Source organism: Burkholderia diffusa (genome assembly GCF_001718315.1).
Lineage (GTDB): Bacteria > Pseudomonadota > Gammaproteobacteria > Burkholderiales > Burkholderiaceae > Burkholderia > Burkholderia diffusa_B.
On sequence record NZ_CP013364.1, the window covers coordinates 217,757 to 235,925 of the forward strand.

Here is an 18,169-nt window from a genome sequence, read left to right on the forward strand (position 1 = left end):
GCATGCGGCGACGGCTGGCGGTTCACCGATGGATCGCCGCCCGCAGCCGCCTCACGTCCTGCTCCGACACCGGCGCGGCGCGATTTCCCCACGCGGCGCGCACATAGCTGACCACCGCGGCGATCTCGCTGCTCGTCAGTGCGCCGCGCATCGCCGGCATTCGCCGCACGGGCCCGTGCGTGCCGGGCGCTGGCCGCGCGCCTTCGACGACGATCCGGATCGCGCTGGTCGGATCGGCCGCGAGCACGGCCGAATTGCCCGCGAGCGGCGGCCCGCGATCGGGCACCCCGGCGCCTTCGGCGCCGTGGCAGCGCGCACAGAATCCCGCATATACGCCGGCCCCCGGCGGTTGCTGGCCACCCTCGGGACGCGGTCCCGCCGCTGTCAGCCGCGGCACGCCGATGCCGAGCGGATTCGTCGCGGCAGTCGGTTGCGCGGGCAACGATTTCAGGTACACGGCGATCGCATGGCGGTCCGCATCCGTCAGCAGCGCGGTGCTTTCGCCGACGACCGGCGCCATCGCGCCGAACACCGCGCCGCGCACCGCGTGGCCATTGCGCAGGAACGCGACGAGGTCGTCGGTGGACCAGCGGCCGAGGCCGTCGGCGTCGGCGCCGGTGAGGTTTGGCGCGAACCAGTGATCGTTGATGCCGCCGGTCAGGAACGCCGGGCTGCGCTCGTCGTAGCCGCGCTCGTTGTAAGCCGGCCCGCGCGGCGTGTGGCACGCACCGCAATGGCCGAGCCCCTGGACGAGATACGCACCGCGATTCCATTCCGACGATTGCGACGGTTGCGGCACGAAGCGCTCGCGATTGCCGAACGCGAGACTCCATAGTCCGAGTGCCCAGCGCTGGTTGAACGGAAACGGAAGCTGCGTGAGCTTTGCCGCATTCGCGGACGGGGCGACGCCGCGCATGAAGTACGCATAGAGCGCGCGCACGTCGTCGTCGGACAGGCGCGCGAACGACGGGTAGGGCATCGCCGGATACAGACGGCTGCCGTCGGCGCTGATTCCGCGCCGCACCGCGTCGTCGAACTGCCGCAGCGTGTCGTTGCCGATTCCGTGCACGGGATCCGGCGTGATGTTCGGCGCATAGATTGGCCCGAACGGCGAATTCACCGGCTGGCCGCCGGCATACGGTGTGTGGTCCGCTGCATCGTGACAGGCGGCGCAGTCGCCGGCGAGCGCGAGGTAGCGGCCGCGCGCGATTGTCGCGGCATCGGCGCTCGCGGCCGCGGCGGCAACCACGGGGCGGCGGCCGGCGGAAGCCGCCGATGCGGATGAAGCAGATGTCGGGGACGCAGCCGATGAAGCAGGCTCGGCGTCCGACGACGTAGCCGAAGCCGGGGCGGCTGCCGTGTCACGCCGCTGTGCCAGCCGCGGATCGCGGTTCACGCGGGCCGACATCGACGCGCCGGCATCGGCTCCCGACGCGCGTATCCGCACGAAACGCCAGCCCGACGCCGGCTCGGGCGCCTCGGTCGCCGACGCGGCTTCGGCCGCATTGCCGGCGGACGCTGCGTGGTCGTCTTGCCGCAAGTCGCATGCGCACAGCGCGGCGCATACGGCGAGCGCGACGCTCGCGCGGCGGCGGCGAGCGACGCGCGCGGCGAACGAAATACACGAAGCGAACGAGATCAACGCCATGGACTGCACGGCCCCACGAAAGCGGTGACGATCCCGGTAAACACGAGACCGATCACGAACCCGAGCGCGGCGAGCATCCCGCAGCGCGCGAGGAACCGCGTGCTGTCGTCGCGCGTCGCGGCCTGCACGTTCGTGTCGTGCCTGCGCTGCCACGTGCGCACGAGCCAGGCGGCGAATGCCGCCGCCAGCGCGAACGCGCACGCGGCGATCAGCGCGAGCCACACGCCTACGTGCGCCCAGCGCGGCACGGCCTGCGCGACGCCGAGCGGATAGCATGCGGTCGACGCGAGCGTCTCGGATGCCAGCATCTGCGCGAACCACAGTGCGGGCGCGCCGATCAGGCCGCCCGCGATTGCGAGCAGGGGCGTCCATGAGCGTCGCGCGCCGTTCATCCCGCGCTCCTGAGCCAGTACGGCGATACGTATAGCGCCGTGAAGATGAACAGCCACACGATGTCGACGAAGTGCCAGTAGAGCCCGCCGACCGTCAGCGCGACGCGCCGTTCGCGGCCGAAGAAACCGGCGGCGGTCCACCCGGCGAGCAACGCGAGAATGACCAGGCCGGCTACCACGTGCGCGAGGTGGAAGCCGGTGATCGTGAAGTACAGACTGCCGTACAGGTGTGCTGTCGGTCCGTACGGATGGTCATGCCACTCGTGCAGTTGAACGAGCGCGAACGCGACGCCGAGCAGCAGCGCGACGGCGAGCGCGGCCACCGCGCGCCGGCGCCGCCCGGCTTTTACCGCGCGCTCCGCGAGCCATACGAACACGCTGCTCGACAGCAGCACGACCGTGTTGCCGGCCGCGAGCCCGATCTTGGGCATCCCTTCGGGCGGCCATCGCGCGGCCGTTTGCGACTGCAGGTAGAAATAGCAGAACAGCAGGTAGCCGAACAACCCGGCCTCGGTCACGATCAGCGTGATGACGCCCCACCAGCCGCTCGCGCGTTCGCCGCAACTGCCGACCGGCAGCGGTTCGATGCACGCGACCGGCGCGCCGGACGGCGCGCTCGCCGAGCCCGGTTCATCCGGATGCGGACCGGCGGCTGCCGACGGCGCCTGCGTGGCGTCGCGGGCCGGCAGGCGTGCGCGTTGTCCGAGCGTGCGACGCGGCCACAGCCACACGGCGGTCCCGATCGCGCAGCCGGCGACGGCCGCGCACACGAGCGTCGGCGAGCGCGCCAGCATCGCAGCGAACACGGCGGTCGCGAGCAGCGCGAGCACGAACGGCACGCAGCTGTCTTCGGGCATCTTCAGGATTGCGCTCGGCGTCGCCGCGAGCGGCGTGACCGCGAGCGCCTCGCGCCCGTCGGCGAGCCGGTAGCCCACGCGCATGCTGGTGCGCATCGGATCGTCGCGCGTTTCCCACAGCGGGTGCCGCGACGCGACGAGCGGCAGCACCGCGAAGTTGTACACGGGCGTCGGCGACGCGACCGACCATTCCAGCCCGGCGCCGCCCCACGGATTCTCGCCGGCGCGGGCGCCGCGCCGCGCGCTGACGAGCGCGTTGACGACGAACATCACGATGCCGATGCCGAACACGAACGAGCCGATCGTCGTCAGCAGGTTCGACGTGTCCCAGCCCATTCCGGACGGATAGGTGTAGATGCGGCGCGGCATCCCGAGCAGTCCGGACACGTGCATCGGGAAGAAGCCGAGGTTGAAGCCGACCAGCACGACCCAGAACGTGAGCCGGCCGAAGCGCTCGTTCATCATCCGCCCGGTGAATTTCGGGAACCAGTACGTGACACCCCCGAGCACCGGGAACACGTTGATGCCGAGCAGCACGTAGTGCAGGTGCGCGACGACGAAATACGTGTCGGTCAGCTGCCAGTCGAGCGGCACCGCTGCCGTCATCACGCCCGATACGCCGCCGATCACGAACATCAGCACGAAGCCCGCGAAATACAGGAACGGCGTGCGGAACACGGGGCGCCCTGTCCAGATCGTCGCGAGCCACGCGAACACCGCGACCGCGCTAGGGATCGAGATCAGCATGCTCGCCGCGCCGAAGAACGCGAGCGCGAGCGGCGCGATGCCGGTCGCGAACATGTGGTGGACCCACACCTCGAAGCCGATCAGCATCGTCGCGACCGTCGATACCGCGACGGCTTCGTATGCGACGAGCGGCCGCCGGCAGAAGGTCGGCAGCGCGTCCGACACGATCCCCATCGCGGGCAGCACGACGACGTAGACCCACGGGTGCGCGAACATCCAGAACAGGTGCTGCCACAACAGCGGCCGCCCGCCGTTCGCGACGTCGAAGAAGTGCGTGCCGGCATTGCGGTCGAGCCACAGCAGCAGGAACGCGAGGCTCACGGACGGCACCGCGACGAGGTTCGCGACCGATGCGGTGAGCGTGCCCCAGACGATGATCGGCAGGCGGTCGATCGACATCCCGTGCGCGCGCATGCGCAGCAGCGTGACGACGAAGTTGGCGGCGCCGCCGGTCGTCGAGATGCCGAGCAGGATCATGCCGAGCGCGTAGATGTCGATGTTCGCGCCGGCGCTGTAGTCGAGCGACGTGAGCGGCACGTAGTTGAACCAGCCGCCGTCGGGCACCGCGCCGAGCGGAAAGCTCGCATACAGGAACAGGCCGGCGAACAGGAACGTCCAGTAGGAAAACGCGTTCAGCCTCGGGAATGCCATGTCGCGCGAGCCGAGCATCAGCGGCCACAGGTAGTTCGCAAAGCCGGACAGCACGGGCAGCGCGTACAGGAAGATCATCGTGACGCCGTGCATCGTGAACAGCGAGTCGTACTGCGCGGGCGTGAGCACGGTCGCATTCGGCCGCGCCAGCTGGATGCGCATCACGAGCGCCTCGACGCCGCCGAGCAGCAGGAACGCGAACGCGGTGACGATGTAGCGCAGCCCGATTCGCTTGTGGTCGACCGTGCCGAGCCAGCCGCGCCATCCGGGTTCCGATTCCCACAGCGCGGCCAGTTCGCGCTCGTGCGCGGAGCCCGGCGGTGCTTCACCGAGGTCGGGCACGCGGCTGAGCGGAGCAGGCATGTTGCGGGCAACGGCCATCGTCATCCTCCGTTCAGTGCAGCGTTGCGAGATAGGCGGCGAGATCGTCGGCGTCGCGCGGCGCGAGCGCGAACGACGGCATCAGCGTCTGCGGCTTGATCTGCTGCGCATGCGCGATCCAGCGCCGCAGGTTGTCGGGCGTGTTGTCCAGCGTGCCGGCCGCGAGCAGCCGGCGCGTCCCGAGATGCGACAGGTCGGGCCCCGCGTCGCCGGCCGCGTCGGTGCCGCGCACCGCGTGGCAACCCGCGCAGCGCGTCGCGAACACGTGCCGGCCGCGCCGCTCGGCGCCGGCCGCGGGCGAGGGCGCCGGCTGCCGCTGCGCGGCGAGCCACGCGCGAAACGCGTCGGGCGGCTCGGCCACGACCTCGAACGCCATGTGCGCGTGCTGCGCGCCGCAGTACTGCGAGCACTGACCGCGGTATACGCCCGGCCGATCGGCCTGCAGCCACTGATGATTCGTCTGGCCGGGAATCGTCTGCGTCTTGCCGGCCAGTTGCGGGACCCAGAACGCGTGGATCACGTCCGCGCTTTTCAGTTCGACCGCGACGGGTTCGCCGACCGGGATATGGATTTCGTTCGCGGTGACGAACGCGGTGCCGCCCGCGTCGTCCGGATAGCGGACGGCCCACCACCAGTCGTGCGCGATCACGACGATCGTGAGCGCGGGCGGGCGCGGCGGCGACGCCACGGCGCCGAGCACGCGCAGCATGTAGACGAGTGCGCCGAACAGCAGCACGATCGAGATCGCGGAGCCGATCATCACGATCGCCAGCCCGCTGTCGTGGCCGCCGCCCGCGTGCGCGCGGCGGCGAAACGTCGCGATCAGCAGCAGCACCGCGATCGCGATGCACACGAACGTGCACAGCGCGAGCAGCGCCCAGCCGAGCACGAACACCGGCCGCGCAGCCGGGCCCGCCGCATGCGCGACGTAAGCGAGCGGCAGCGACCCGCCCGTTGCGTCGGGCTCGCTGGCCGCGCGCGCGGCCACGGGGGCGGCGACGCACGCGATCGCGGCGAGGTGAACGATACGGCGCGCTTTCATGAGCGTCAGGACGGGCAACACGGCTCCTTGCCGGATTCGGCGGCGTGACGACAGCCGTTCGCCGCGCAGCAATTTCCGTGCGCGAACGGCGCGGCCATCGCGGCCCGGGCGTGGCCCATGCCGCGCGCTGCGCGTTACAGCCGGCTTGTAAATTTGGCGACCGTTCAGGGCCCGCCCGGACCACGGTGCGAGGCACATCGCTTGCTACGCCGAATCGTGTTCCGGCACGCCGTTCGGGGAATGCCCCGGGGGCGTGCCGCCCACCGCGAGAAAAACCGGAGGAATCGACCGTGAAGACCGTCGCGATCACGGGTGCGAGCGCCGGCGTCGGCCGCGCTACAGCCCATGCGTTTGCGCGGCGCGGCGCGAACGTCGCGCTGCTCGCGCGCGATCTGCGCGCGCTGCACGACACCGCGTGCGAAGTGCGCGCTTATGGCGTCGAGGCGTTGCCGATCGCCGTCGACGTCAGTGACGCCGCCGCGCTCGACGCCGCCGCCGAGCGCATCGAGAGCGAGCTCGGCCCGCTCGACGTGTGGGTCAACAATGCGATGGTGACGGTGTTCGCTCCGTTCGACGAGATCGCGCCGGAAGACTACGCGCGCGTGACCGAGGTCACTTATCTCGGCTGCGTGTACGGCACGCGGGCGGCGCTCGCGCGGATGGCCGCGCGCAATCGCGGCACGATCGTGCAGGTGGGCTCCGCGCTCGCGTACCGGTCGATTCCGCTGCAGGCGCCGTACTGCGGTGCGAAACATGCGATTCGCGGCTTCACCGACGCGCTGCGGTGCGAGCTGCTGCATGCGCACAGCCGCGTACGCGTGACGATGGTGCAACTGCCGGCGATCGACACGCCGCAGTTCGACTGGGCCGAATCCGTGTTGCCGCACGCCCCGCGTCCGGTCGCACCCGTCTATGCGCCCGAAGTGGCCGCTGACGCGATCGTGCAGGCGGCGCGCCATCCATGCCGCGAGCGCTGGGTCGGCTGGTCGTCGCTCGCAGCGATCATCGCGAACGGGCTCGCGCCCGGCTGCTTCGACCGCTATCTCGCGCACACGGCGGTGCGCGGCCAGCAACGCGCGGAGCCCGCCGGCCCGCGCGAATCGAACCTGTGGCATACCGTGCCGGGCCATCATGCGACGCGCGGCGCGTTCAGTTCGGAAGCGCGCCGCAGCGGCGCCGAGGCCGGCCTCGGCGCGTCGCGCGCGCTGGCGTTCGGCGCGATCTGCGCGGTGCTCGCGGCCGGTTTCGTCGCCGCGCGCAAGCTGAACCGGTGAGCGCGATGCGGATCGAGGATTACGCGCTGATCGGCGACGGCCGCAGCGCCGCGCTCGTCGCGCTCGACGGCAGCATCGACTGGCTGTGCTGGCCGGACTTCGACTCGCCGCCATGCTTCGCCGCGCTCGTCGGCACGCCCGACAACGGCCGTTTCCGTATCGCGCCGCGCGAGCCGGACGCTCGCGCGACGCGCCGCTACCTGCCCGGCACCGCGGTGCTCGAGACGACGTTCGAGACCGCGTCGGGCTGCGCCGTCGTGATCGACTGGATGAGCTGGGCCGCGCCCGACCCGTGCCTGATTCGCAGCGTGCGCGGCGAGCGCGGCACGGTCGAGTTCGACGTCGATCTCGGCGTGCGCTTCGACTACGGCCACGCGCTGCCGTGGTGCCGCCGCCTCGGCCGGCGCTGGCGGATGATGACGGGCGGCGACGCGATGTGGCTCGATACCGACGTGCACCTCGACGTGCGCGACGACCGGCTCGTCGGCACGCACCGGATCGACGCGGGCGACCGTGCGGATTTCTGCATCAGCTATGCGCGTTCGTTCGACCGGCCGCCGTCGGTGCCCGACTCGTACGCGTCGCTGCGCGACACGCAGGCGTTCTGGCGCGTCTGGTCGAAGTGCAATGCCGCGGAAGGTCCGTATCGCGACGCGATCGAGCGCGCACTGATCACCGTGAAGCTGCTGTCGAGCGTGCGCACGGGCGGCATCGTCGCGGCGCCGACGAGCTCGCTGCCCGAACGCTTCGGCGGCGTGCGCAACTGGGATTACCGGTTCTGCTGGCTGCGCGACGCGAGCTTCACGCTGCGCGCGCTGGTGCGCTGCGGCTACCGCGAGGAGGCTGCGCGCTGGCGGGACTGGCTGGTGCGCGCTATCGCGGATCATCCTGCGCAATTGCAGGTGCTGTACGCGGCCGACGGCGGCCGGCGCGCGGACGAATGGACGGCCGCGCACCTGGCCGGTTACGAAGGCGCGCGGCCGGTGCGCTTCGGCAACGCGGCGGCCGAACAGCTGCAGCTGGACGTATACGGCGAGGTGCTGGCCGCGCTGTACCAGGCGCGCCGGCACGGGTTGCCGCCGGACGACGATGCATGGACGCTGGAGCGGCGGCTGCTCGACCATCTCGCGACGATCTGGCGCGAGCCGGACGAAGGTATCTGGGAGGTGCGCAGCGGCCGGCACCCGTTCACGTCGTCGAAGGTGATGGTGTGGGCCGCCGTCGAAAGTGCGTATCGCTCCGCGCGCGCGTTCGGCCATCACGCGCCGCTCGACGAGTGGCGGCGCTGGGCCGGCACCGTGCGCGCGGATGTGCTCGCCCGCGGTTATCACCCGAAGCTGGGCCGATTCGTCGACCGCTACGACGGCGACGGACTCGACGTCAGCCTGCTGCTGATTCCGCTGACCGGGATGCTCGATGCGTCGGATCCGCGCGTCGCGGCGACGGTGGCCGCGATCGAGCGCGAGCTGCTCGAGGACGGCCTGCCGTTCCGTTACCGGCCGCCGCGTTTCAGGGATGGATGCGAAGGCAACGAGGGTGCGTTCGTCGCCGCCGGCTTCTGGCTCGCGCAGGTGTACCGGATGCAGGGGCGCGACGCCGACGCCCACGCGTTGTTCGAGCGGCTGCTCGGCCTGCGCAACGACGTCGGGCTGCTGTCCGAGGAGTACGACGTGAAGGCGCGGCGCATGTGCGGGAATTTTCCGTTCACGCTCGCGCAGGTCGGGCTGGTCAACGCGGCGCTCGCGCTGCAGGGCGACGGGCGCGACGACGTCGATATCGGCTGACGTGCCGCGCTGGACAACACGCCGGGGCAGCACGGCACGATGCACGCTGGCGCCGCGCCGTGCCGTGCCGGCCGTCGTGCGCTACGACTCGTGCTTGCCTCCCTTGCCGCCGTGCTCGCCGTTGCCCGGCAGCACGGCCGACAGCACCTGTCGCGCGGTCTCGACGATCACGTTCGCTTCGCGCGGGTCGCCCTTCATCAGCGATTCGGCGAAATGCTTCGCCTGCTGCAGCGTCACGTGCGGCGGCAGCGGCGGCACCTCCGGATCGCTCTTGACCTCGAGCACGACCGGGCGGTCGGACGCGAGTGCCTCGTCCCATGCGGCACCGAGCTGTTCCGGATCGTCGACGTAGATGCCCTTCAGCCCGAGCAGCGTCGCGAAGCGGTAGTACGGCACGTTCGGAATCTGCTGCGACGCGTCGAGTTTCGGATCGCCTTCCATCACGCGCTGTTCCCACGTCACCTGGTTCAGATCCTCGTTGTTCAGCACCATGCAGATCCAGCGCGGGTCCGGCCATTGCCGCCAGTACTTCGCGACGGTGATCAGCTCGGCCATGTTGTTCATCTGCATCGCGCCGTCGCCGACCATCGCGATCACCGGGCGCACCGGATGCGCGAACTTCGCGGCGATCGCATACGGCACCGCCGCGCCCATCGACGCGAGCCCGCCCGACAACGAGCCCATCATCCCGCGCCGCATCTTCAGGTCGCGCGCGTACCAGTTTGCGCAGGATCCCGAATCGCTCGTCAGGATCACGTCGTCGGGCAACCGTGGCGACAGCTCGGTGAACGCGCGCTGCGGATTCACGCCGCGCCCGGGGCTCGCCTTCGCGGCCGCGCGCGCGGCCAGCGTCTCGTGCCAGTCCGCGTTCCATTTCGCGATCTGGTCGCGCCAACCCGTGTCGTGCCGCTCCTTCAGCAGCGGCAGCAACGCACGCAGCGTTTCGGCGCTGTCGCCGACGAGGTTCACCTCCATCGGATAACGAAGGCTCAGCATGTCGGCCTTCAGGTCGATCTGCACGCCGCGCGCCTGGCCTTCCTTCGGCAGGAATTCCGAATACGGGAAGCCAGAACCGACGACGAGCAGCGTGTCGCATCCGGTCATCAGTTCGTAGCTCGGCTTGGTGCCGAGGAGCCCGATCGAGCCGGTCACCCACGGCAAGTCGTCGGGCAGCGCGGCCTTGCCGAGCAGCGCCTTCGCTGCGCCCGCGCCGAGCCGGTCGGCCACCGCGATCACCTCGTCGGTCGCGCGCAGTGCGCCCGCGCCGATCAGCATCGCGACCTTCTTGCCGGCATTGAGCACATCGGCCGCGCGCTGCAGGTCCTCGGCGTACGGCACGACCTTCGGCGCCGTATAGCCGACGCCCGAGTGCACGGTGCCGTGCGCGCGCTTCGGCGGCGCGTAGTCGAGTTCCTGCAGGTCGTTCGGCAGCACCAGCGCGGTGACCGTGCGCTCGCCGACGGCGATGCGCACCGCGCGATCGACGAGGTGGCGCACCTGGCCCGGCACGACCGCAAGCTGGACGAATGCGCCCGCAACGTCCTTGTAAAGGGCCGGGAGATCGACCTCCTGCTGATAGTGGCCGCCGAGCGCCGCGCGCGCCTGCTGGCCGACGATCGCGAGCACCGGCATGTGATCGAGCCGCGCGTCGTACAGGCCGGTCACGAGATGCGCCGCGCCGGGGCCGGAGGTCGCGACGCACACGCCCAGCTCGCCTGTAAATTTTGCATGCGCCGACGCCATGAAGGCCGCCATCTCCTCGTGGCGCGCCTGGATGAATTCGATCTTGCCCCCGGCCCGGCCGAGCGCGCCGAAGAAGCCGTTGATGCCGTCGCCCGGGTAGCCGTACACGCGCCGCACGCCCCAGTCGTACAGCCGTTCGACGATGAAATCCGCCACTGTCGCCATGCCGTTTCTCCTTGTTTCGGGAAGAGCCGATGAGCCGCGCGGGCGATGGCCTGCGCGGCGCTGCCGGGCGTCGCGCAAGGCGTGTGCCGCGCCGCCGCATCGGGCACGGGCGTTGCACGCAGGCGTTGCAGGCAAAAAGCAGGCAATCCGGAGCACGACGATGGCACTTTCCGCGGCACCGACGATCGACGACGTGCGCGCCCGCGCGTACCGGATACCGACCGACCGGCCCGAAGCCGACGGCACGTACACATGGGACGCGACGACGATCGTCGTCGTCGAGATCGACGCGGGGCCCGTGACGGGGCTCGGCTATACGTACACCGACGCGAGCGCGGCGCCGCTCGCGATGTCGCTGCTGGCCGGCGTGTTGCGAAACCGGCCGCTCGTCGACATCCCGGCCGCCGTCGACGCGCTGTGGCGCGCGGTGCGCAACGTCGGACGGGCCGGTGTCGCGGCAACCGCGATCTCCGCGCTCGACATCGCGCTGTGGGACGCGAAGGCGAAGCTCGCCGGCGTACCGCTCGCGATCCTGCTCGGCCGCCTGCGCGAGTGCGTGCCCGTGTACGGCAGCGGCGGCTTCACGACCTACGACGACGCGACGCTCGCCGCGCAACTCGACGGCTGGCGCGGTGAACGCATCCGCGCGTGCAAGATCAAGATCGGTGCGCCGGACGCCCGCGATCCGTCGCGCGTGCGGGTCGCGCGCGACGCGCTCGGCGCCGACGTCGACCTGTTCGTCGATGCGAACGGCGCGTATGCGGCGCGCACCGCGCTCGCATTCGCGGACTCGGTGGCCGATTGCGCGATCCGCTGGTTCGAGGAGCCGGTCAGCAGCGACGACGTCGACGGCCTGCGGTTCGTGCGCGAGCACGTTGGTGCGCGGGTCGATGTCGCGGCCGGCGAATACGCGTATACGCCCGACGATTTCCGGCGCCTGCTCGAAGGCCGCGCGGTCGACGTGCTGCAGGCGGACGCGACGCGCTGCGGCGGCGTCAGCGGCTTTCTCGCAGCGGCCGCGCTGGCCGATGCGCATCACGTCGACCTGTCCGCGCATTGCGCGCCGGCGCTGCATCGCCAAGTCGGTTGCGTCGCGCCGCGCATGCGTCATGTCGAATGGTTTCACGATCACGTACGGATCGAGCGAATGATGTTCGACGGTGCGCCGACGCTCGTCGACGGCGCACTGGAGATCGACGCCGCGCGCCCCGGGCTTGGCCTCGAATTGCGTGCGGCCGACGTCGAGGAATTCGCGATCTGAATGAATCCGGCGCCCCGGACAACCGTCACGAACAAGGAGGACCGATGCGACACGCCCGACACCGCGCGGCCGAGCACGATACGTTGCTGGCCGATGCCGCGCGCCTGCTGAACCGCAGCGCGCTGCTGCTCGCCGGGTCGGTGCTTGCCGACAGCGGCGTCGAGCACTACCGCGGCACGATCCACAATCGCGCGATGATCGCGCCGCTGGTGGCGTCGACGTTGTCGGTCCTCGCGAGCGTGCACGGCCACGCGGACGACACGCCCGAACGCCACCGGCTGCGCGACGCGGTGCATGTGGCATCGGCTGCCGTGGGCATCGCCGGGTCGGCGTTTCACCTGTACAACGTGACGAAGCGGCCGGGCGGTTTCAGCTGGCACAACCTGTTCTACGGTGCGCCGCTCGGCGCGCCGTTCGCGCTGCTGCTGTCGGGCATGCTCGGCGCGGCCGGCGAGCGGCTGCGGGCGTGCCCGGCCGACGCGCCGCAGCTCGTCGGCTTGCCGGCCGGCCGTGCACTGGCCGGCTTGGTCGCGGCAGGGCTCGTCGGCACGCTCGGCGAAGTCGGATTGCTGCATTTTCGCGGCGCGTTCCAGCATCGCGCGATGTTCATGCCGATCGTCGTGCCGCCGGTGGCCGCGCTGACGGCCGCGCAGCTCGCACTGTCGCGGCCGTCCGCCGACCGGCGTTGGTGCCGCTGGTCGATGCGCGTGACGGCGCTGCTCGGCTTCGTCGGCGTCGCGTTTCATGCGCGCGGCATCGCGCGGCAGATGGGCGGCTGGCGCAACTGGTCGCAGAACGTGCTGTCGGGGCCGCCGCTGCCGGCGCCGCCGAGCTTCACGGCGCTCGCGATCGCAGGCCTCGCCGCGACGGCGCTTGCCGAACGGGAGGCGCGATGAAGCCCGCGAACGACAAGGCGCTCGCGCTGCCGCGCTATTCCGGATACGACGTACTGGCCAAGCGCGACACGCCGTCGTGGAACGATGCGACGCGCCGCGCGATCGACGCACGAATGCGTGTCGCCGCGTCCGCGCCGCGCCATCTCGATGCCGCGCAGTTCGCGACGCTCGACGCGCTGTGCGCGCGCATCGTGCCGCAGCAGCAGGGCGGCGCCAGCACGGTGCCGACTGCCGCGCTGGTCGATGCGCGGCTCGCGGCCGACGAGGGCGACGGCTATCGCGACGCGCGTCTGCCGCCGCTGCGCGCCGCGTGGCATACGGGGCTCGCGGCGCTCGACGCGATGGCGCGCCATGCGCACGATCGCCCGTTCGCATCGCTCGACGCGAAGGCGGCCGATGCGCTGCTGCACGCGGTCCAGCAAGGCCGGGTCGATCGGCAGGTCGAATCGGCGTGGGCCGGCATGGATCCGCGCACGTTCTTCGCGAAGCGCGTACTGATGGACCTGTGCGGCGCGTACTACAGCCATCCGTTCGCATGGAACGAGATCGGCTTCGGCGGGCCGGCGAGCCCGCGCGGCTACGTGCGGATGGATTTCAACCGGCGCGATCCGTGGGAGGCACAAGTGGACGGGGAGGGCGATCGTGATGGCCGCTGACGCATCGTCGTTCGACGGCAGGCCGCGCGGTTGCGACGGCCGTGCACCCGATCCGCTGCGCGTGGGCGGCTGGTCGCCGATGCGGATGTTCCGCGACGACGAGCCGGTCGACTTCGTGATCGTCGGCACCGGCGCCGGCGGTGGCACGCTCGCGTGCCGCCTCGCCGAACACGGGTTCTCGGTCGTCGCGCTCGATGCGGGCGCATGGTGGCGCCCGCTCGAGGAATTCGCATCGGACGAGTCGCATCAGCACAAGCTGTTCTGGACCGACGAGCGCATCTGCGACGGCGCCGATCCGCTGACGCTCGGCACCAACAACAGCGGGCGGGCGGTCGGCGGCAGTACCGTCCACTTCGCGATGGTGTCGTTGCGCTTTCGGCCCGAGTGGTTCCGCTCGCGCACCGCGCTGGGCTACGGCGTCGACTGGCCGCTCGACTGGCGCGAGATGTGGCGCTACTACCGCGAGGTCGAGCAGGCATTGAAGATCAGCGGGCCGGTGCGCTACCCGTGGGGCCCGCCGCGCCCGCGCTATCCGTACCGCGCGCACGAACTCAACGCGGCCGCGCTCGTACTCGCGCGCGGCGCCGAGGCGCTCGGCATCGACTGGACGCCGACGCCGCTCGCGACACTGTCCGCGCCGCGCGGCCGCGCCCATCCGTGCGTGTATCGCGGTTTCTGCATCGCCGGCTGCGCGACCAACGCGAAGCAGAGCGCGCTCGTCACGTGGATTCCGCGCGCGGTCGCGGCGGGCGCCGAAGTGCGCGACCTTGCGATGGCGTTGCGGATCGAGGCGGAAGGCGATCGCGTGACGGGCGTGCATTACCGGCGCGACGGCCGCACGCATTTCCAGCGCGCGCGCAACGTCGTGGTCGCCGGTTATGCGATCGAGACGCCGCGGTTGCTGCTGCTGTCCGCGACCGGACGCCATCCGCAAGGGCTCGCGAACAGCTCGGGTCTCGTCGGCCGCTACATGATGGCGCAACTGAACCAGGCATCGTGGGGAACGATGGACGACGAGGTGCGCTGGTACAAGGGACCGCCGTCGCTGTCGCTCACCGAGCACTGGAATTACGCGGACGAAGGCAAGGATTTCTTCGGCGGCTACTGCTGGATGAGCCAGGGGCCGCTGCCGATCGAATGGGCGCGCAAGATCGCCGGACGCGGGCTGTGGGGCGACGCGCTTAAGTGCGAAATGGCGCGCTACAACTTCCAGGCCGGACTGAAGATCGTCGGCGAGACGCTGCCGCGCGCGGAGAACCGCGTGACGCTCGCCGACGAGCGCGACCCATTCGGGCTGCCGATCGCGCGCGTCACCTATTCGTACGACGACAACGACCGCCGGATGATGCGTCACGCATTCGCGCAGATGGGACGATCGCTCGAAGCCGCCGGCGCGCGCGACATCTGGCACGAGCAGGACGACACCTGCCATCTCGCGGGCACCGCGCGGATGGGCGACGACCCGGCGACGAGCGTCGTCGACGCCGACTGTCGCAGCTGGGACATCCCGAACCTGTGGGTCTGCGACGGTTCGGTGTTTCCGACCGTCGGCGGCGTGAATCCGTCGCTGACGATCCAGGCGATCGCATGCCGCACGGCCGATCGCATCCGCGCGCTTGTCGCGCGCGGCGACGCGCATGCGCGCGCACGCTGGCGATAGGTGACGGCCTTCCACGCACGGCCTGCGGCCGCGCACTTCTCTTTCAACCATCCAGGAGCCACGACATGGACGTTTTCATTCGCCGCCCGGCCCGCGCGATCCGGCGCTGCGCCGCATGCGCGCTGCTGGCCGCGTCCGCGACAGCAGCCGTAGCGCCGGGTTGGGGCCAGCTGCGCCCGCCGGACACCGCGCACGTGCCCGACACGTCGACGCAGGCGTACAAGCGCGCGGATAGCAAGATGATGGACGCGATGGAGGGCGCGCGTTACACCGGCGACGCCGATCGCGATTTCGTGTCGCACATGGCGCCGCATCATCAGGGCGCGATCGACATGGCGCAAGTGGAGTTGAAGTACGGCAAGGACCCGACACTGCGGCAGCTCGCGACGCGCATCATCGCCGCGCAGCGAGACGAGATCGCGCTGATGGAGCGCTGGCAGAAGGAGCATGGCGCGACGCCCTGACCCGCGATCACCGCGCACCGCCGATCGTGGAACGACGATTCGCGGCTGCGTGCCGAGGCGGTACCGCCCGTGCGCGATACCGCGCATCGAAGCCGGAAGGAATCCCATATGGAAATCGATGCATTGCTGTTGTCGCGGTTGCAGTTTGCGTGGGTGATCGCGCTGCATATCCTGCTGCCGGCGTTCACCGTCGGGCTGTCGTGCTACATCGCGACGCTGGAGTTGCTGCACTGGGCGACCGGACGCGACGTGTACGCGCGGCTCTCGCGGTTCTGGTTGCGGATCTTCGCGGTGTCGTTCGGGATGGGCGTCGTGTCGGGCATCGTGATGCCGTTCCAGTTCGGGACGAACTGGAGCCGCTTCGTCGCGGCAACGTCGAACGTGGTCGGCGGGTTCATGGCCTACGAGGTGCTGACCGCGTTCTTCCTCGAATCGGCGTTTCTCGGCGTACTGCTGTTCGGCCGCGCCCGCGTGCCGCGCTGGGCGCATGCGATGTCCGCCGCGATGGTCGCGCTCGGCACGCTGCTGTCGTCGTTCTGGATTCTCGCGGTCAACAGCTGGATGCAGACGCCCGCCGGCTACCGGATCGTCGACGGCCGTTTCTATCCGGACAGCATGCTGTCGGTGCTGCTGAGCCCGTCGTTCCCTTATCGCCTCGCGCATACCGTCACCGCGTTTCTCGTGACGACGGCATTCGTGATACTCGGTGTCGGTGCGCATTACCTGCTGCAACGGCGCGCGGTGGAGGAAAGCCGCGTGATGGTCAGGATGGGGTTGCTGTTCCTGACGATCGCGGTGCCGGTGCAGATCGTGCTTGGCGACGCGCATGGACTCAACACGCTCGAACACCAGCCCACCAAGCTCGCCGCAATGGAGGGGCTGTGGGACACGGGGCGCGGCGTGCGCGCAACGCTGTTCGCGTTGCCGGACGACGCGAACGAGACGAATCGCTTCGAGGTGTCGATTCCGAAGCTCGGCAGTCTGTACCTGACGCACGACTGGAACGGCCTCGTGCACGGATTGAAGGACTGGCCGCGCGACCGGCGGCCGCCTGTCGCGGTCGTTTTCTTCGCGTTCCATCTGATGGTCGGGCTCGGCGTCGTGATGCTGCTGATCGTCGTGCGCGGGCTCACGCTATGGCGCGGCAGACGGCTTTATGAAGCGCGCGGCTGGCTCGCCGCGTGCCGCACGGCCATCCCGATCGGTTTTCTGGCGGTGCTGGCCGGCTGGACGACGACCGAGGCAGGACGGCAGCCGTGGACCGTGTACGGGCTGATGCGCACCGCGGATTCGGTCACGCCGTCGCTGACGACGGGCGATGTCGCGCTGTCGCTCGCGCTGTATGTGATCAGCTACATCGCGATCTTCGGCTCGGGCTTCGTGCTGCTGCGCCGGCTCGTGCGGATCGGCCCGGCCGCGCCCGTGCGCCCGCACGCCGCCGCATCGGAGGACGACGTGTCGGCGCGTTCCGCGCGGCCGCTGTCGGCCGTGTCGGGCAGCGGCGCCGTACCACAGGAGGCGAACGATGAGCGGACTTGATCTCGTACCGCTGTGGGCCGCCGTGCTCGCGCTGTCGGTGCTGATGTACGTGCTGCTCGACGGCTTCGATCTCGGCGTCGGGATGCTGTTCTTCTGGCGCACCGACGAGGCCGAGCGCGACCGGATGATCGCGTCGGTGTCGCCGGTATGGGACTTCAACGAAACGTGGCTCGTGCTCGGCGGCACGCTGCTGCTCGCCGCGTTCCCGGGCGCGTTCTCGGTGATCGTGCCGGGTGTGTATTTCCCCGTGTTGCTGATGTTGCTCGGGTTGCTGTTTCGCGGCGTCGCGTTCGAGTTTCGCGGTGTGACCGGCGCGCGCAAGCGACTGTGGAGCGGCGCGTTCGCGTGCGGATCGCTGGTCGCGACCGCCGCGCAGGGCGCGGTGCTCGGCATGTTCGTGCAGGGCTTCAAGGTCGCCGACGGCCGTTTCGCCGGCACCAGCTGGGACTGGCTCGCGCCGTTTCCGCTGTTGACCGCGGCCGGGCTCGTGGTCGGCTACCTGCTGCTCGGCTCGACATGGCTCGTGATGAAAACCGAAGGGCCGTTGCACGCGGCCGCGCAGCGCGGCGCGCGTCGTGCGCTCGTCGGCGTGATCGTGTTCATCGTCGCGGTCAGCATATGGACGCCGCTCGCCGATCCCCGCATCGCCGCGCGCTGGTTCGCATGGCCGAATCTGCTGTTCTTCTCGCCGGTGCCGGTGCTGACCGCCGTGCTCGCGTGGCTCGCCGAACGGGCGCTGCGGCGCGGTCGCGACGTGTTGCCGTTCGTCGCGTCGATCGGGCTGTTCTTTCTCGGTTTCACCGGGCTGACGATCAGCCTGTGGCCGCACGTCGCGCCGCCGTCGGTTACGTTGTGGTCGGCGGCGTCCGCGCAGATGTCGCAGGAATTTCTGATGATCGGCACCGCGTTCATGCTGCCCGTGCTGCTGCTCTACGTGTGCTGGTCGTATTGGGTGTTTCGCGGAAAGGTGCGCGGCGATGTCGGCTACGAGCACATGTGACGATGCAGC

Annotated in this window: 14 protein-coding genes; 9 read left to right on the forward strand and 5 right to left on the reverse strand. The window is 70.4% G+C overall.

Translation table 11 applies throughout. The annotated features are described in order from the left end of the window. Positions 1-22: 22 nt before the first annotated feature. The 4 genes from WI26_RS27705 to coxB are packed head-to-tail and all read right to left on the reverse strand — an operon-like array spanning position 23 to position 5,718. Positions 23-1,648: a c-type cytochrome gene (locus WI26_RS27705; RefSeq protein WP_069227982.1), complete on the reverse strand. Its 1,626-nt coding sequence runs from the start codon at positions 1,646-1,648 to the stop codon at positions 23-25. Next, positions 1,639-2,040, reverse strand: coding sequence for a hypothetical protein (locus WI26_RS27710; protein WP_059540768.1), 402 nt, complete (start codon positions 2,038-2,040; stop codon positions 1,639-1,641). Before WI26_RS27710 ends, WI26_RS27705 begins: the two co-directional genes overlap by 10 nt. Continuing rightward, positions 2,037-4,676 (reverse strand): cytochrome c oxidase subunit I, encoded by a 2,640-nt coding sequence (gene ctaD / locus WI26_RS27715; protein WP_069228337.1) that lies wholly within the window; start codon positions 4,674-4,676, stop codon positions 2,037-2,039. The genes WI26_RS27710 and ctaD overlap by 4 nt, the downstream gene beginning before the upstream one ends. A 13-nt stretch (positions 4,677-4,689) precedes the next feature. Next, positions 4,690-5,718, reverse strand: a complete 1,029-nt coding sequence (coxB, locus tag WI26_RS27720) for a cytochrome c oxidase subunit II (RefSeq protein WP_069227983.1) — start codon at positions 5,716-5,718, stop codon at positions 4,690-4,692. 290 nt (positions 5,719-6,008) lie between these two features. Between coxB and WI26_RS27725 the strand changes: the two genes are divergently transcribed. Further along, the gene (locus WI26_RS27725) at positions 6,009-6,992 is read left to right on the forward strand and encodes an SDR family oxidoreductase (RefSeq protein WP_069227984.1); all 984 of its coding nucleotides are present in this window, start codon (positions 6,009-6,011) and stop codon (positions 6,990-6,992) included. Between the two features lie 5 nt (positions 6,993-6,997). After that, positions 6,998-8,776 (forward strand): glycoside hydrolase family 15 protein, encoded by a 1,779-nt coding sequence (locus WI26_RS27730; RefSeq protein ID WP_069228338.1) that lies wholly within the window; start codon positions 6,998-7,000, stop codon positions 8,774-8,776. Positions 8,777-8,857: 81 nt separating this feature from the next. Here the strand turns inward: WI26_RS27730 and WI26_RS27735 are convergent, their stop codons facing one another. Beyond that, positions 8,858-10,684: a thiamine pyrophosphate-requiring protein gene (locus WI26_RS27735; protein ID WP_059540765.1), complete on the reverse strand. Its 1,827-nt coding sequence runs from the start codon at positions 10,682-10,684 to the stop codon at positions 8,858-8,860. A gap of 160 nt (positions 10,685-10,844) precedes the next feature. Between WI26_RS27735 and WI26_RS27740 the strand changes: the two genes are divergently transcribed. From WI26_RS27740 to cydB, 7 genes are all read left to right on the forward strand, one after another. Further along, positions 10,845-11,945 carry an enolase C-terminal domain-like protein gene (locus WI26_RS27740; protein WP_069227985.1) on the forward strand — a complete coding sequence of 367 codons (1,101 nt, stop codon included), beginning with the start codon at positions 10,845-10,847 and terminating at the stop codon, positions 11,943-11,945. 44 nt (positions 11,946-11,989) lie between these two features. Beyond that, positions 11,990-12,841, forward strand: coding sequence for a hypothetical protein (locus WI26_RS27745; RefSeq protein WP_069227986.1), 852 nt, complete (start codon positions 11,990-11,992; stop codon positions 12,839-12,841). Continuing rightward, the gene (locus tag WI26_RS27750; protein WP_069227987.1) at positions 12,838-13,497 is read left to right on the forward strand and encodes a gluconate 2-dehydrogenase subunit 3 family protein; all 660 of its coding nucleotides are present in this window, start codon (positions 12,838-12,840) and stop codon (positions 13,495-13,497) included. Before WI26_RS27745 ends, WI26_RS27750 begins: the two co-directional genes overlap by 4 nt. Next, positions 13,487-15,157: a GMC family oxidoreductase gene (locus WI26_RS27755; RefSeq protein WP_069227988.1), complete on the forward strand. Its 1,671-nt coding sequence runs from the start codon at positions 13,487-13,489 to the stop codon at positions 15,155-15,157. The genes WI26_RS27750 and WI26_RS27755 overlap by 11 nt, the downstream gene beginning before the upstream one ends. A gap of 65 nt (positions 15,158-15,222) precedes the next feature. Beyond that, positions 15,223-15,621, forward strand: coding sequence for a DUF305 domain-containing protein (locus WI26_RS27760; protein WP_069227989.1), 399 nt, complete (start codon positions 15,223-15,225; stop codon positions 15,619-15,621). Positions 15,622-15,729: 108 nt separating this feature from the next. Then, positions 15,730-17,160 carry a cytochrome ubiquinol oxidase subunit I gene (locus WI26_RS27765; protein WP_069227990.1) on the forward strand — a complete coding sequence of 477 codons (1,431 nt, stop codon included), beginning with the start codon at positions 15,730-15,732 and terminating at the stop codon, positions 17,158-17,160. Beyond that, positions 17,147-18,160, forward strand: coding sequence for a cytochrome d ubiquinol oxidase subunit II (gene cydB / locus WI26_RS27770; protein WP_069227991.1), 1,014 nt, complete (start codon positions 17,147-17,149; stop codon positions 18,158-18,160). The genes WI26_RS27765 and cydB overlap by 14 nt, the downstream gene beginning before the upstream one ends. The last annotated feature ends 9 nt before the right edge of the window (positions 18,161-18,169 follow it).

Excerpts from the sequence above, each read along its gene's own strand:
- WI26_RS27705 (WP_069227982.1), bottom strand. The coding sequence starts at position 1,648 with ATGGCGTTGATCTCGTTCGCTTCGTGTATTTCGTTCGCCGCGCGCGTC.
- WI26_RS27710 (WP_059540768.1), bottom strand. The coding sequence starts at position 2,040 with ATGAACGGCGCGCGACGCTCATGGACGCCCCTGCTCGCAATCGCGGGC.
- ctaD (WP_069228337.1), bottom strand. The coding sequence starts at position 4,676 with ATGGCCGTTGCCCGCAACATGCCTGCTCCGCTCAGCCGCGTGCCCGAC.
- coxB (WP_069227983.1), bottom strand. The coding sequence starts at position 5,718 with ATGAAAGCGCGCCGTATCGTTCACCTCGCCGCGATCGCGTGCGTCGCC.
- WI26_RS27730 (WP_069228338.1), top strand. The coding sequence starts at position 6,998 with ATGCGGATCGAGGATTACGCGCTGATCGGCGACGGCCGCAGCGCCGCG.
- WI26_RS27735 (WP_059540765.1), bottom strand. The coding sequence starts at position 10,684 with ATGGCGACAGTGGCGGATTTCATCGTCGAACGGCTGTACGACTGGGGC.
- WI26_RS27740 (WP_069227985.1), top strand. The coding sequence starts at position 10,845 with ATGGCACTTTCCGCGGCACCGACGATCGACGACGTGCGCGCCCGCGCG.
- WI26_RS27745 (WP_069227986.1), top strand. The coding sequence starts at position 11,990 with ATGCGACACGCCCGACACCGCGCGGCCGAGCACGATACGTTGCTGGCC.
- WI26_RS27750 (WP_069227987.1), top strand. The coding sequence starts at position 12,838 with ATGAAGCCCGCGAACGACAAGGCGCTCGCGCTGCCGCGCTATTCCGGA.
- WI26_RS27755 (WP_069227988.1), top strand. The coding sequence starts at position 13,487 with ATGGCCGCTGACGCATCGTCGTTCGACGGCAGGCCGCGCGGTTGCGAC.
- WI26_RS27760 (WP_069227989.1), top strand. The coding sequence starts at position 15,223 with ATGGACGTTTTCATTCGCCGCCCGGCCCGCGCGATCCGGCGCTGCGCC.
- WI26_RS27765 (WP_069227990.1), top strand. The coding sequence starts at position 15,730 with ATGGAAATCGATGCATTGCTGTTGTCGCGGTTGCAGTTTGCGTGGGTG.
- cydB (WP_069227991.1), top strand. The coding sequence starts at position 17,147 with ATGAGCGGACTTGATCTCGTACCGCTGTGGGCCGCCGTGCTCGCGCTG.